Origin of the sequence: Crocosphaera sp., from assembly GCF_030064895.1 — a bacterium.
Classification (GTDB): domain Bacteria; phylum Cyanobacteriota; class Cyanobacteriia; order Cyanobacteriales; family Microcystaceae; genus Crocosphaera.
Window position 1 is genome coordinate 1 of the sequence record NZ_JASJEB010000141.1, and the last position, 14,226, is coordinate 14,226.

Annotated in this window: 14 protein-coding genes and 1 pseudogene; 11 read left to right on the forward strand and 4 right to left on the reverse strand. The window is 38.6% G+C overall.

Annotation, left to right across the window (positions count from 1 at the left end):
• The 3 genes and pseudogenes from QNJ66_RS24405 to ispE all read left to right on the forward strand — a co-directional run.
• Window positions 1–220 (forward strand): annotated as a pseudogene (locus tag QNJ66_RS24405) (hypothetical protein); the annotation flags it as partial.
• Window positions 221–359: 139 nt separating this feature from the next.
• On the forward strand, window positions 360–1,628 hold the full coding sequence (locus QNJ66_RS24410; RefSeq protein ID WP_300511254.1) for an ankyrin repeat domain-containing protein: 1,269 nt from the start codon (window positions 360–362) through the stop codon (window positions 1,626–1,628).
• A gap of 271 nt (window positions 1,629–1,899) precedes the next feature.
• Window positions 1,900–2,847: a 4-(cytidine 5'-diphospho)-2-C-methyl-D-erythritol kinase gene (ispE, locus tag QNJ66_RS24415; RefSeq protein WP_300511256.1), complete on the forward strand. Its 948-nt coding sequence runs from the start codon at window positions 1,900–1,902 to the stop codon at window positions 2,845–2,847.
• Between the two features lie 25 nt (window positions 2,848–2,872).
• Here the strand turns inward: ispE and QNJ66_RS24420 are convergent, their stop codons facing one another.
• Entirely contained in the window at window positions 2,873–3,520 is a 648-nt protein-coding gene (locus QNJ66_RS24420; RefSeq protein WP_300511257.1) for a Uma2 family endonuclease, read from the reverse strand.
• Between the two features lie 323 nt (window positions 3,521–3,843).
• On the opposite strand from QNJ66_RS24420, the gene recN reads away from it, so the two are divergent.
• The 5 genes from recN to QNJ66_RS24445 all read left to right on the forward strand — a co-directional run bounded on the left by recN (window position 3,844) and on the right by QNJ66_RS24445 (window position 8,812).
• Complete coding sequence (gene recN, locus QNJ66_RS24425; protein WP_300511258.1) at window positions 3,844–5,619, forward strand: DNA repair protein RecN; 1,776 nt, start codon at window positions 3,844–3,846, stop codon at window positions 5,617–5,619.
• A gap of 117 nt (window positions 5,620–5,736) precedes the next feature.
• Window positions 5,737–6,189, forward strand: coding sequence for an NADAR family protein (locus QNJ66_RS24430; RefSeq protein WP_300511259.1), 453 nt, complete (start codon window positions 5,737–5,739; stop codon window positions 6,187–6,189).
• A 171-nt stretch (window positions 6,190–6,360) separates the two neighbouring features.
• Window positions 6,361–7,740, forward strand: coding sequence for a cation:proton antiporter (locus QNJ66_RS24435; RefSeq protein ID WP_300511260.1), 1,380 nt, complete (start codon window positions 6,361–6,363; stop codon window positions 7,738–7,740).
• Between the two features lie 123 nt (window positions 7,741–7,863).
• Window positions 7,864–8,175 (forward strand): carbon dioxide-concentrating mechanism protein CcmK, encoded by a 312-nt coding sequence (locus tag QNJ66_RS24440; protein WP_300511269.1) that lies wholly within the window; start codon window positions 7,864–7,866, stop codon window positions 8,173–8,175.
• Between the two features lie 289 nt (window positions 8,176–8,464).
• Window positions 8,465–8,812 (forward strand): carbon dioxide-concentrating mechanism protein CcmK, encoded by a 348-nt coding sequence (locus QNJ66_RS24445; protein WP_300511261.1) that lies wholly within the window; start codon window positions 8,465–8,467, stop codon window positions 8,810–8,812.
• Between the two features lie 52 nt (window positions 8,813–8,864).
• Here QNJ66_RS24445 and QNJ66_RS24450 read toward each other — a convergent pair whose 3' ends face one another.
• Window positions 8,865–9,143, reverse strand: coding sequence for a hypothetical protein (locus tag QNJ66_RS24450; protein WP_300511262.1), 279 nt, complete (start codon window positions 9,141–9,143; stop codon window positions 8,865–8,867).
• Window positions 9,144–9,405: 262 nt separating this feature from the next.
• Between QNJ66_RS24450 and QNJ66_RS24455 the strand changes: the two genes are divergently transcribed.
• Entirely contained in the window at window positions 9,406–10,560 is a 1,155-nt protein-coding gene (locus QNJ66_RS24455; protein WP_300511263.1) for a DUF389 domain-containing protein, read from the forward strand.
• A 129-nt stretch (window positions 10,561–10,689) separates the two neighbouring features.
• On the opposite strand, the gene msrA is transcribed toward QNJ66_RS24455, so the two are convergent.
• Both msrA and QNJ66_RS24465 read right to left on the reverse strand, forming a co-directional pair.
• Window positions 10,690–11,226 carry a peptide-methionine (S)-S-oxide reductase MsrA gene (gene msrA / locus QNJ66_RS24460; protein WP_300511264.1) on the reverse strand — a complete coding sequence of 179 codons (537 nt, stop codon included), beginning with the start codon at window positions 11,224–11,226 and terminating at the stop codon, window positions 10,690–10,692.
• A gap of 95 nt (window positions 11,227–11,321) precedes the next feature.
• Window positions 11,322–11,543, reverse strand: a complete 222-nt coding sequence (locus QNJ66_RS24465; protein WP_300511266.1) for a type II toxin-antitoxin system Phd/YefM family antitoxin — start codon at window positions 11,541–11,543, stop codon at window positions 11,322–11,324.
• 315 nt (window positions 11,544–11,858) lie between these two features.
• Here QNJ66_RS24465 and QNJ66_RS24470 point away from each other — a divergent pair, with 315 nt between their 5' ends.
• Both QNJ66_RS24470 and QNJ66_RS24475 read left to right on the forward strand, forming a co-directional pair.
• Window positions 11,859–13,454, forward strand: coding sequence for a glucan 1,4-alpha-maltotetraohydrolase domain-containing protein (locus tag QNJ66_RS24470; RefSeq protein ID WP_300511267.1), 1,596 nt, complete (start codon window positions 11,859–11,861; stop codon window positions 13,452–13,454).
• 222 nt (window positions 13,455–13,676) lie between these two features.
• A complete protein-coding gene (locus tag QNJ66_RS24475; RefSeq protein ID WP_300511268.1) occupies window positions 13,677–14,114 on the forward strand; it encodes a DUF29 domain-containing protein in 438 nt (145 codons plus the stop codon).
• Window positions 14,115–14,226: the final 112 nt, after the last annotated feature.

Sequence of the window (14,226 nt, forward strand, 5' to 3'; positions counted from 1 at the left end):
CTGGGAGACTGGGAGACTGGGAGACTGGGAGACTGGGAGACTGGGAGACTGGGAGACTGGGAGACTGGGAGACTGGGAGACTGGGAGACTGGGAGACTGGGAGACTGGGAGACTGGGAGACTGGGAGATGGGGAGACTGGGAGATGGGGAGACTGGGAGACTGGGAGATGGGGAGACTGGGAGACTGGGAGACTGGGAGATGAGGAGTCTCAAGAGATAATTTTGAAAACCTACGTAGTATTCGGTCAAGGTTTCGCTGTTCAACCTTAGCTGACTTAGATAATGTTAAATGATAAATGAAATGACCGAGAATACCCTGAGCCGATCATAATAAGGATAGAGTCTTAGGAAAGGGTTGTATGGTTTCACCGCTTGATTTCCAACTGGTTAACGCGGCCCGACAAGGAGACTGTCAAACCGTAGAAACATTGTTAACACAAGGGGCGCACGTCAATGGGACTGATTTACAAAATACCAGTGCCTTGATGTACGCAGCCCAAAGAGGACATAGAGAGGTTGTACAGTGTTTATTGTCGGTGGGGGCAAACGTTAATCAACAACGAGCCTTTTCAGGTTTAACAGCCCTGATGTTTGCTGTAGCTGCTAACCGAGTTGAGATTGTTCAAGACTTAATTGCGGCCCAAGCGCAGGTTAACCAAACTAATGATGATGGCAACACACCCTTGATGATCGCTGCTTACAAAGGACATACGGAGATTGTCACCCATTTGATGGCTGCTGGTGCTGATATGGATCATCACAATAAACAGGGTAATACGGCCTTAAAACTTGCGATCAAAGGGGATCACCCCGAAATTATACACCTATTTCCAAATTTTCAAGAGGAACTAACCCTAGAACGAGCTTTAGTGTTTGCTCTTCGTTGTGGCAGTTTAAGGGTGTTTCAGTCCTTATTAACCCCTGAAACAGACATCGATAGTCCTGATGCTGAAGGAGAAACCTTATTATCTTTAGCTGCGGCTGAAGGTCAAACAGCCATTATCCAAGCCCTATTAGCTTCAGGAGCAAACGTTAACCAACGAGATGAGGAAGCAGAAACCCCTTTACATTATGCCACCGTAGAGGGTCATTTAGGGGCGGTTAAGGCTTTATTAGCGGCAGGGGCGAATGTTCACTTAACCAACCAATTTGGAGATACTCCCCTCATTTTAGCTGTGGTACAGGGCTATACTAAAATAATCCAAGAATTACTACAATACGGGGCTGATCCTAACCGCAAAAATTACGGGGAAACTCCTCTAACATTGGCGATCGCTCATGGTAACTCAGAAATTATTCAAGTTTTATTGGATGGAGGGGCAAACCCTAACACCAGACTTGCCAATGGACGCACAGGGTTGATGAAGGCCGCTGATGAGGGTAATGTTAGCCTCTTGCGTTTATTACTAACGGCCGGGGCTGATATAAGTTTAAAGGATCAAACCGGGGCAACGGCCTTGATGTGGGGATCTCATCGTGGTTACGTTAATGTGGTTAAACTGTTATTAGCAACTGAAAATGTTAATTTAGATGAAAAAAATCACAGTGGTTATACTGCTTTGTCTTTAGCCGAATATAATAATTATCCTGATGTTATTGAATTATTAAAAAAAGCAGGAGCTAAATGAAGTTAGAAGTCAACCCACCCCTAACGGGAGCATCCCATTTTTGCAAAAAACGTATTCTTGAAGTTTGACGGGGAGAGGGGGAGATGGGGAGACGGGGGGAAATTAATCAGATCAACTATTATCAATCAAGGACAATTTGCAACTTTGGGATGCTCCCCCCCTAACCGCTCCCAGGAGAGGAAGTTTATTACTTTTTTAGTGTTATGTCACAAAAGTTAAAATCATTGATTATCAATTATCCATTGTTCATTATTGAACCCAGGAATTAAAAATGCGAACTTATCAATTAATTGCCCCTGCTAAAATTAATTTATATCTGGAAATTGTCGGTGATCGTCCCGATGGTTATCACGAATTAGTGATGATTTTACAAAGTATTGATTTAGGCGATCTCTTGGAAATTCGCTCTAATGGAACTCAAACAATTAATCTACATTGTAATCATCCTTTAGTTCCCTTAGATAAGACTAATATTGCTTATAAAGCTGCTCTATTAATGAGTGAAGAATTTTCCCAAGAATTCGCTAATTATGGCGGAGTTGATATTACTATTGATAAGCAAGTTCCTGTGGCTGCAGGATTAGCTGGAGGTTCAACGGATGGGGCTGCGGTGTTAGTCGGATTAAACTTATTGTGGGAATTAGGATTAACTATACCTCAATTACAAAAGTTAGCAGAAAAGTTGGGTTCTGATGTTCCTTTTTGTGTTAGTGGGGGCACTGCAATCGCTACAGGAAGAGGAGAGAAATTAGATGCTATTCCAGATTTAGAAAATTTGTGGGTTGTTCTCGCTAAATACAATAATCTCTCTGTTTCAACGCCTTGGGCTTACAAAACTTATAAGCAACAGTTTGGTGATAGTTATATTAATGATAGCGCAGGAATTAAGTCTCGTACTTCTCACCTTCATTCTGGTCCTTTTGTACAAGCAATTAGTCACAAAGATGGAGACAAAATAGGACAGTTATTACATAATGATCTAGAAAAGGTTGTTTTAGCTGAATATCCCCAAGTTGCTCAATTAAAAGATATTTTACAACAGGCAGGAGGACTGGGAACAATGATGTCAGGATCTGGTCCTACTGTATTTACTTTATGTCAGTCTCAAAGCGAAGCAGAAACTATTAAAAAAATAGCTAGGGAAAAAATAGAAGATCCTAATTTGGAATTTTGGGTTACTAAATTATCTAGTAATGGTATTTCTATTATCAGTGATTAGTGATCACTGATCAGTAAACAGTTATTCAGTTATCTTCTATTTGTTCATTAATCCATCTCCTAAACTCTTTAATTGTTTTATTTCTTCCTGATTTTTTGACTTTTTGTAAATAGTATGGTAGAAAATTTTTCAGAGGTAAATTAGGGAAATGGGGACTAAATTCTACTTCTTTATAGTTGTTATTTTCTAAGACATTAATTTGTAATTTTCCTTTCTCAAATCTCCATAATTCCGGAACTCCTAATAAAGCATATATTTCTCGATGGGTACGGGAAGTAACATCAATTTCTAAGGCTAAATCTGGAGGTGGATCAATGGTTAAATCTAAACGATCTTTTCCTCTTATTATTGCTTCATTTTCGATATAAAAACAATTATCAGGTTCAATTCCCTGCTGCATCAATTTATTTTTAAATGTAGTTGAACCTAAAGGATAAACTTCAATATCTAACTCTTCTAAAAGAGTTTTAATTAAATCACCAATGATTTCTTTATTGCTTTCATGTTCAGGTAATGGTGTCATAATTTCTAAGGTGTGATAATGATAAGCAATTTTACTACCTCTATGTTCCCCCAATTCTTCTACAATTTGTTCAAATTCATCCCAAGTAACATCTTTTAAGAAAATTTTTTGTCCTGGGGGAATATCAAAACGTTTTAACTCTAATAACATTGTTGTATTGATTGACAAATATGAAAATATTATCTACGCTATCATAAAATTCCAGCAACTGTATTTATATCATCGAAAATCATTGCTTATAAAACCGCACGTTTTAAGGTGAATAGTTTTTGAAATGAAGAATAAATCTCTGTTTAAAAAATAAATTCTGTACGATAGCACCGGAACGTAGTGAGGAACTTCTATGGGATAGTGCCGGAACTTAGTTAGAAACTTCTAACTCCCTTAATATCCTGATTTGCTTAAGTTGCACTTTTCCTGAAATTGCTTAAGATCAAGGAACAAACTTATACTAACTTTTGAACTCCAACTCCATGCTTTCCTTATTGCAGATCAAAAATTTTGCGTTGGTTGATCGCTTAACCCTTCAGTTTGGCCAAGGGTTGAATGTATTGACAGGGGAAACAGGAGCCGGAAAATCGATTATCCTTGATGCAATCGATGTTGTTTTAGGGGGGAAAGTCAATAACCGTCTCATTCGTCAGGGAACACAACACGCATCCCTAGAAGCGACATTTACGGAGAATGATAGGGTTTTAGGATGGTTACAGCAGCAAGAAATTGATACCCTGGATGATGGCACTGTGGTATGCTTGCGAGAGTTATCTTTAACCGGAGAAACCGTGCGATCGCGTTCCCGAATCAATGGGGTTCTGGTAAACTTACCGTTAATGGCACAATTCCGCAGTCTCTTGGTGGAAATTACCGCACAAGGTCAAACCGTCCAACTAATGGATGCAACCCGACAACGGGAATTATTGGATCTTTATGGGGGTAATGCTATCCTCAAACAACGAAAATTAGTAGAGTCTGCTTATGAAAATTGTAAAAAAGCAGAAAAGATTTTAGATAAACGTAAAAAATCAGAACAAGAACGATTACAACGCCTAGATTTATTAGAATATCAAACAAAAGAACTGGATGAAGCACAATTAAGTGATCCCGATGAACTGCAAAAACTAGAACAAGAACGAGATCGCCTCTCCCACGTGGTAGAGTTGCAGAAACTAAGCTACCAAACCTATCAACTTCTCTATCAAAACTATAGCGGAGAACCCGCGATCGCCGATCGCTTGGGAGAGGCAGAATTGCTCTTGACAAATATGACAGAATATGATATGGAACTGGAACCATTATTAGAAATGGTAAAATCCGCCTTAACCCAGGTTGTAGAAGCAGGAAAAGAAATAAACGGTTATGGAGATAGGTTAGAAGCAGATCCAGAGCGATTAAACGAGGTAGAAGATAGAATAAACCTAATTAAGCGTATATGTCGCAAATATGGGCCAGATTTAGTAGATGCAATTAGTTTATATCAGAAATTAAGTGCAGAATTAGAGGAATTAAACGATAGTGAACAGTCCATTGAAAAATTAGAAAAAGAGTATAATCTTGCTCAAGAAAAATTAGTAAAAATTTGCGAAGAATTAACCCTATTAAGACAGAAAGCTGCCACAAAATTAGAGAAACAATTAGTCAAAGAATTAAAACCTTTGGCCATGGATAAAGTAGTTTTTGTTTGTAAGATAACTTCTTGTAATCCCAGTATTAATGGTAGCGATCAAGTTGTTTTTTATTTTAGTCCCAACCCAGGAGAAAAAATACAACCCTTATCTCGTACAGCTTCTGGGGGGGAAATGAGTCGTTTTCTTTTAGCATTAAAAGCTTGTTTTGCCAAGTCAGAAAAATGTTCAGGAACCTTGATTTTTGACGAAATTGATGCAGGAGTTTCCGGAAAAGTTGCCCAAGCGATCGCAGAAAAATTAGACAACTTAAGCGAGACTTATCAAATTTTATGTGTTACGCATCAACCCTTAGTTGCTGCTATGGCCGCCAATCATTTCCGAGTTGAAAAGCAAGTTGTTGAAGAATTATCCAAACTAGAAAACGAAGAAGATGGACAATTAAGTTTACCTGAATTAAGAACAGTTGTCAGGGTAAAAGCATTAGAAAATATTCAAACCAGAAAAGAAGAATTAGCGCAATTAACAGGAGGACATTCCTCAGAAGATGCAATGGAATTTGCTAAATCATTATTAGTTAAAGCAGAATCTTATCGCTTGGGAAAGCAGAGGATTTTAAAGAAATAATTGAGTATAAAAGCTCGAAACTTATTAGTATGATGATTATTGTAACTGTATTTATTTCGATTTTATTATGGGGATTTTCAATATTAATTTATTAATAGACTGATTTAAAACAACTATATGAATAAACCAATCTATTTTTTTAGTAAAACTAATCAATGGTATGAATTATCAAATTTTTATCTATTTGGGTTTATGGATGAAGAAGCTTTATATTGGTCAACGGTAGAACATTATTTTCAGGCCATGAAATTTCCTGGGGAAAAATATCAAGGATATAGAGAAAAAATTCGTCTTGCTCAAACACCAGGGAAAGCAAAAAAACTAGGTCAAACTAGACAAATGCCTTTAAGAAGAGATTGGGAAACAGTAAAAGAAGAAGTGATGTTATATGCTTTAAGAAAAAAGTTTAGTCATCCGAAAATGAAAAAAATCTTGTTAGCAACTGAAAATAGACATCTTTACGAAAATTCCCCTTATGATTATTATTGGGGAATTGGAAAAAAACATACTGGAAAAAATCGCTTAGGAGAATTATTAATGCAAGTTAGAGAAGAACTATTAAATACCTAAAAAGTAAATATTTCCCACACTAACCAACCCTCTCACACTCACTCAACTGAAACATTAATGCACCAAAAAACTACGATAAGAATGATGTGATACATTTAAGTCTTAGAGATTGGGTTTTTCCCAATTATCAAACTTATCAAAATTAATTGTTTAACATTTTTAGAAAAGCCCATGATAGAACCTATATCGCTTATCAACAGTGCTTTAGAGTGGTGTAGTCCATCGCTTTTAGCCACTGCCACAGAAGGAGAGAGTTATGGAAAAGCCCTAGCTGTCTCTTTAGCTTTAGTCAGTCTTTCGATTTATGTATTTAGTCGTTTTTTTGAAGAAATAGCAGCCAGACTAGGTTTACCATCAGTCCTTGGTAATTTAGTTGCAGGTGTAGTGATTGGGGTTTCCGGATTACATCTTGTGGTATTGGATGGAGGGGAAATTAATCCCTCCTTAAGCCATTTGATTGAGATTCTTTCTAACAGTACCCCAGAACAAGTTAAAGCCGTTTTTGAGGAACCAGTTCCTTTAATTATCGATGAATACGCCGAATTTGGGGTTGGGGTATTATTATTTCTCATTGGTTTAGAATCTGATTTAAAAGAATTGCTTAAAGTAGGCTTTCAATCAGCCAGTGTAGCCATTGTCGGAGTAACCCTGCCCTTTGTTTTAGGGTTTTTGGGGCTAACTTATCTTTTTCATGTTCCCACCTTACCCGCATTATTTGCCGGGGCAGCTTTAACTGCCACCAGTATCGGTATCACAGCCAAAGTAATGCAGGATCTCGGGGTTCTCAAATCCAAAGAAGGTCAAATTATTTTAGGGGCAGCCATTCTCGATGATATTTTAGGCATTGTCATCCTCGCAGTGGTTATCAGTATTGTGGAGACAGGAGAAGTGGATGTAGCTAAAGCCCTGACATTAATCCTCATTGCGGCTACGTTTATGATAACTGCCGTAATCATGAATCGGTTTTTTGGCCCCTGGTTTGTCACTCAGTTAGAGAAATTAAAATCTCCCAACCGAGGGATGGGTTACTTTATTCTCTTTATTTTCCTCAGTTTTCTAGCAGGAGTTGTCGGTTTAGAACCGATTCTTGGAGCATTCGCAGCAGGATTAATATTAGGAGGAACCACAGCAAGAGAACGCTTAATTGAGGCCATAGAAGTGCTTTCCGTAGTCTTTTCAACGGTGTTTTTTGTTTCTATTGGGGCAAAAACCGATCTGAGTGTTCTTAACCCATCGGTTCCGGCTAATCAAGAAGGTTTAATCATAGCTGGTTTTCTGATTATTGTGGCTATTGTCGGCAAAGTATCAGCAGGGTTCTTTGCCTTTTCCGATGAAAAAATTAACCGTCTTGGTATTGGTACCGGAATGATTCCCCGTGGAGAAGTGGGGTTAGTATTTGCCGGGTTGGGTTCAGCAACAGGGGCCTTACCTCCCTCTATTGATGTGGCCATTGTGTTGATGGTGATTGCCACTACCTTTTTATCTCCCCCTCTATTAAGACTGGTATTTGATACCTCTGAGACTCCCACAGAGTTAGTTAAATCAGAATAAATTGCACCATCGCTTGACCGGGAAACTGGGATACTGGGAGAGTCATCCCAACACTGATCCCAGAATCCCCATCATGATATGATGGGTGAACAAGAAAAATATGCTTTTCCCATTATTATCCTTATGCCTCAAGCCGTTGGTGTCATTCAAACCGTAGGATTTCCCGCCGTTTTAGCGGCCGCCGATGCAATGGTTAAAGGGGGCCGGGTGACAATTGTGTATTTTGATAAAGCTGAACGTGGAGAATTTTTGGTGGCCATTCGTGGTCCTGTTTCTGAGGTGAAAAATTCTATGGAAGCAGGAAAAGAAGCGGCTGTAAAATCTTATAACGGTAAAATAGCTAGTCATTACATTGTCCCTAACCCCCCAGAAAATCTGCTCTCGGTTCTTCCTTTAGATTTCACAGAAGCAGTAGAACAATTCCGCGTTTCATAGAAGAATTAGACCTTTTCACTATAAAATTATTTCTATTGTTAACAAAGCCATCATTCAACAATGTACAATGTACAATTAACAATTAACAATTACCTCTCTGTAAAAATGAGAGGATGGGAAGTAAAGAATTTATTTGATTGTTTCCCCTTAAAAAGCGATACGAACCCAGATGATTTGAAATTTCCTTGGGTGCGCTTACCAAGATAGGGTAAATTTTAAACATTGAATTAATTAACTGTTAATTGTTGACTATTAATTGTGAATTGATGATAATTTAGGAGACTTAACTATGACTCAAAAAGCAGTTGGATCAATCGAATCAAAAGGTTTTCCAGGAATTTTAGCAGCGGCCGATGCCATGGTGAAGGCAGGAAGAATTACTATCGTTGGTTATATTCGCGCTGGAAGTGCGCGTTTTACTCTAAATATTCGGGGAGACGTTCAAGAAGTTAAAACAGCTATGGAAGCTGGAAAGGACGCTATTGAAAAGACAGAAGGAGCAACCCTAGAAACCTGGGTCATTATTCCCCGTCCCCACGAGAATGTGGTTGGGGTCTTACCGATCGACTATAGCGATCAGGTCGAGGAATTTCGCCGAGCGGCTGAAGGCGTTGCTCTTCCTGCTGGACGTTCTTAATTGCCTTTTCTGGGGGATTATTCCTCAGTGGGGGCTATTTTGCCCCCTTAAGTTAAGAATATAATCTGTCTTCAAAAAAGTCTTCGCAACATACCTGAGTTATGCCTTTTAGCCCTAATTCCTCTAAATGACTCATCCATGCTTCTGGAGTGTCTTCAACGGGTAAATGACCCAAAACCCTGGCCACATCGGCAACCCAAGGAACTGTTGAAATGCAATAACCTTGCCAATGAACTTCTAGGGATAACCAATCTGGAACTTGATGTGCATCAAACTGGGTAGATGCTCGATAATCTGCTTGAAAACAGTAAATTTTACCTGTTTTGCTCATAGTTTAAGGAAAATAAAACAAACTGTCAATTGATGGGAGACTGAAATTATTTTTAAACCCCGTCGTTAATGACGGGGTCTTAACGCCTCGTTTACTGATTATGGGATAACACATTTATCCCTCAAAAATCAGCGATCGTGTCATCAAAAAAACATAAAGTCAGGGAAAACTAAGAAAAGTGAAATTTCCCTTTAATTTAAGATTCTTTTTGGTTTAATATCTCAACAATTAAAATCGTATTTGCTAGGGTTCGAGGTTTTTCATGCTTATCCCCATTAGGCAATGGTTCAAACGCAAAATTCCCAGAGTTCCCCCAGATATCAGAATAAAATTACAACAAGAATTGTTGGACGAAGCTGACTTTGATACAGAGTTTCTTGTCTTAACGGTTAGTTCTTGTATTATTGCTAGTCTGGGACTGTTAATGAATAGTGCTGCTGTCATTATTGGTGCTATGTTGATCGCCCCTTTGATGTTACCGTTGCGAGGTTTAGCTTTAGGGATGTTAGACATTGATCGCCTTTTAGTGAAAAGTAGTCTTATTACTCTGGGAATAGGAACCATGACAGCGATCGCTATTTCTGCTATGGTTAGCGGATTTTTTGCCCTACCAGAAGCCTCTTTTGGCCCAGAAATTTTAGCGAGAACTCAACCCAATTTAGCTGATTTAGCAGTAGCTGTGGCCGCTGGGGCCATTAGTGGTTTTGCTAAAATTCGCCGTAAACTCAGCGATGCTTTAGCCGGGACAGCCATTTCTGTGGCTTTGATGCCTCCTTTATGTGTTGTGGGTATCGCCCTATCTCAAAATGCTTTACCCTTAGCTAGTGGGGCATTTTTGTTGTATTTAACTAACCTATTGGGTATTACTTTCTCTTGTATCATTATCTTTATTCTTGGTGGTTATTACCTCAATTATGATCAAACCAGTCAAGCTTTGAGTGGGTTTACAGCCTTGACAGGAATTTTAGTTTTTCCTTTATTTATTAGTTTTGGAAATCTTCTTCAACAAGAAAGATTTGAAGGTAAAATTATTACTCTCTTACGAAATAAAACCGTAACTGTTGGGCAACAAAGTGAGTTGGTGGCTTTAAATGTTCAATGGCCTGCTTTTCCCTGGAGTAAGGATTATCCTATTATCTTAGTTACGGTTCAAGAAAATATTAACAATCCCATCACTTCTACCCAAGTTGGTTTAGTTGAACAGTTAATCAAGAAAGAGTTAGGTAGAAAATTTAAACTGGTTTTTCGGGTTAGTCAACTACGGGAAGTTGTGGCCGACTATGAAAAACCTTTATCCCCTCCGGATGTATTGGGACCCATAACTCCTCCTCCTGTTTCTCCTTTATCTCAAGAAAAGACAGAAGGCAGAAGGCAGGAGGCAGGAGGCAGGAGGCAGGAGGCAGGAGTAGGATTATAAGCTGCGCAAGCATTTAAACCGCATATCATGAAGTTAAGCAAAAAATTAGCAACCCCTCTCCCCGTATCTCTCTCCCCCCGTCTCCCCGTCAGTCTAGTATAGTAATTTAGATGCTTAACAGATTAACTTTTAAGCTAATGATTTCTCAGGAAAATACTTCTTGAGTTTGCTTAATTTAGGGGGAATACTAAACAAACAATAGGGTTGCAGAGGATTTCGTTTGAAATAGTTTTGATGATATTCTTCTGCCTTATAATACTCAGTAAGTTCTTTTAATTCTGTGACAATTTTTCCACTAAAAACATTATCAGTATTGAGTTTATCAATCACTGTTTTAGCAGTTTCTAATTGTTCTTGTGAGTTCCAGAGAATAATAGAACGGTACTGGGTTCCTACATCGTTTCCTTGTCTGTTTAATGTGGTAGGATCGTGACTAGCAATAAAAAAGATTTCTAATATTTTAGTTAAGGAAACTTTTTGAGGATCAAAAGTCACTTTAACTACTTCTGCGTGTCCGGTTCTTCCAGTACAAATTTGGTCATAAGTGGGGTTGTCTGTGTTTCCTCCAGCATAACCAGATTCAACAGCTTCTACCCCTCCCACATTTTGATAAACTGATTCCACGCACCAAAAACAGCCGCCACCTAATACAATTGTTTCTGACATTGGTTTATTTTTTTTATTAAATATAGTCTTTACAATTCTTAATATAACAGTTGCTAGGACTCCTCACCATAGAAACCATTAATAATGTCATTGGGTCAAGGATCATTAAAATCGTCAGGAACTGTAAATTTCCCTCGATCTATTCCCAATATACGGGACGGTTGCTGATTCTCGAAAGGCACTAACTTGGCAACAGGAACCCCAAGACTAGCAATGATGATCTCTTCTCCGAATTTGACTCTCTGTAATAGCTTTGATAAGTAAGTTTTGGCTTGATGGATATTAATAGATTCCATGACAGTTGTGTTAATAACCATTATCTTTAGTTTAACTGCTGTGGGATAGCATCGGAACTTAGTGAGGAACTTTCCCTTCTCTTCTCCTTCTGTTCCCCTCCTGGGAGGAGTTAGGGGTGGGTTGAAGTTAATCTTTGAAGTGCTTCATCTTTAGTATCATCACTTATTAGTTTCGGTTCATGGGAACCGTAATGGAAATTAATCGTTCCAATTTCTTAATCAATTTTAATATAGGAAATAAAAAAAAGTCAATTACAATAGATTAATCAAAAAAAGTTAAGGAGTTAAAAGATGTTTTCCTTGAGCAATCGACATTTCAAGCAGATTCTTTATCTTGTGTTCTTATTTGTTATCTTAATCATAGCAACACCCCAAGCTTGGGCAGATACCGATGGAAAAACCAGTAATGGTGTTCGCTTTCATGGTGGTGATGAAGTAATCTTACAAGGTTTTCATTGGAATATAGTCAGAACAGCGGAAGAAGACTGGTACAAGATAGTGAAAGACAAAGCAGAGGAAATCAAAAACGACGGTTTTACAGGTATTTGGCTCCCAGTCCCCTGGCGAGATCAATCTTTTTGGAATCCCTCTCGTACAGAAAATATCGAATTTGGTGGAGAAGGTTATTTCTGGACAGACTTTAATAAAAATAGCCGTTATGGTGACGATCTCGAACTTAAAGAGGCTGCTGCCGAACTCAAAGGCAAAGGGGTTAAAGTTATTTATGATATCGTGCCGAACCATCATAATAGAGGTCATTTAGGAGATGAATTGGATTTACCCTCCAACCAGGGCTATTACCGCACAGACTGCGGCAACTGCGATGATGGCGATCCGTTCATGAGTGGTGATTCTGATTTCAATACAGCCAACCCAAGAATCTACAACCTTTTCAAAGATGAGTTTAGCAACCTCAAAGAGAATTATAGTGCTAGTGGTTTTCGTTTCGACTTCGTCCGTGGTTATGCTCCCGAACGCATTGATGCCTGGATGAATCAAACCTTAGACGAAGGGTTCTGTGTTGGGGAGTTATGGAAAAGTCCCCAAGACTATCCTAATAATGATTGGCGACACCATGCAACTTGGCAAGATATCATTAAAAACTTCTCAGATACTTCTAATTGTTCGGTATTTGATTTCGCTCTCAAAGATCGTATGCAGAATGGTTCTATCAGCGATTGGAAGTATGGTTTGAATGGCAATCCAGATGCCAAGTGGCGCGAAGTGGCAGTAACTTTTGTCGATAATCATGATACTGGCTATTCTCCTGGACCTTTAGGAGGCCAACATCATTGGCCTTTAGCAGATCAACAAAGAAAAATGGCTTATGCGTACATTTTGTCTAGTCCAGGTACACCAGTCGTTTACTGGCCACATATGTATGATTGGGGTCTCAAGGATTTTCTGAAAAACCTTATTAAGATTCGTCAAGATTTAGGCATTAAAGCTTACTCAGATATCAAGTTTGATAATCGCTATAGCGGGTTAGTAGGAAGGACGATGGGTAGCAAAGGAGAATTACTTTTCGCACTAGATTCTAATCTTAGTGATCCTAGACAAGTAGTCAGTGGACCCTGGCGTGAATTGATGAATGAAGATAATGGGACTATTCGGCTCTGGGAAAAAACTCTAAAGCCAGAAGTCGATGTCAAATTTAGCTGCGAGAATGGTTTAACTCAGCTGGGTCAAAGTGTTTATGTAGTAGGCAATAATACAAATTTAGGTAACTGGGATGTGACCCAAGCGATTAAACTCAATCCAGATACCTATCCTACTTGGAATAACACCATCAAGCTTATAGCTGGTGAAACCGCAGAATGGAAATGTATCATTCGTAGCGAAAGTAACCCCAGTCAAGTCATTAAATGGGAGCAAGGCAGTAACAATTTTGTCACAGCAGCCCTAGATGAAGTGACCGTTGGCCATTTTTAATCCACATTCGGCACATCTTCTTTTGTTCCATAAAAGAAGATGTGCCGATTTTGATGCGTGTGGCTCCATAAAGACACACCCCAAACAAAGCCGGCTCCCTTGGCTTGGTGAACCCTTCAGTAAATAATAAAGATATCTGGTCAGGAGTGAGTATTTCTGCTCTACCGTAAGGATTTCGCTTCATGGCCATAACAGCGCGCGCTAACTATAGTAGTTAAACTGATGAGTCAAGGAAAAAAAATAGACACTTATGAAACAGATTTTTATCAATGGACAATGGAACAAAGCGAAGCATTAAGAGAGCAAAATTTCGAGAAATTGGACTGGGAAAATATAATAGAAGAGATCGAAGCTTTGGGAAGAAGTGATTATCAAGCGGTGGTTTCCTTACTAACAAGAATTATTCAACATAATTTAAAGATTGATTATGCCAATAAACCGCAAACTAATCGTCATTTGCAAGCAGAAATAAAAGCTTTTTCCAACACGATAAGAAGACGTTATAGCCCTTCTATGAAACCAAAATTAGAGAGAGAATGGCAAGGTATTTATTCAGACGCAATTGATCTTTATCTAATTGATTATCCTGCTTGTGATTTTCCTGAAGTTTGTCCTTATCTTCTTAATGATATTTTGAATCAGTGTAAAAAACCTAAATAATGTACATTTAAACTATAGTAATCAGTAATAATATATGAGAAGCGACAATATATCAGGAGATACAGCAGTTTGCGACTTTATACAATACAAGAAGTTAAGGTCTTAGAGAGTA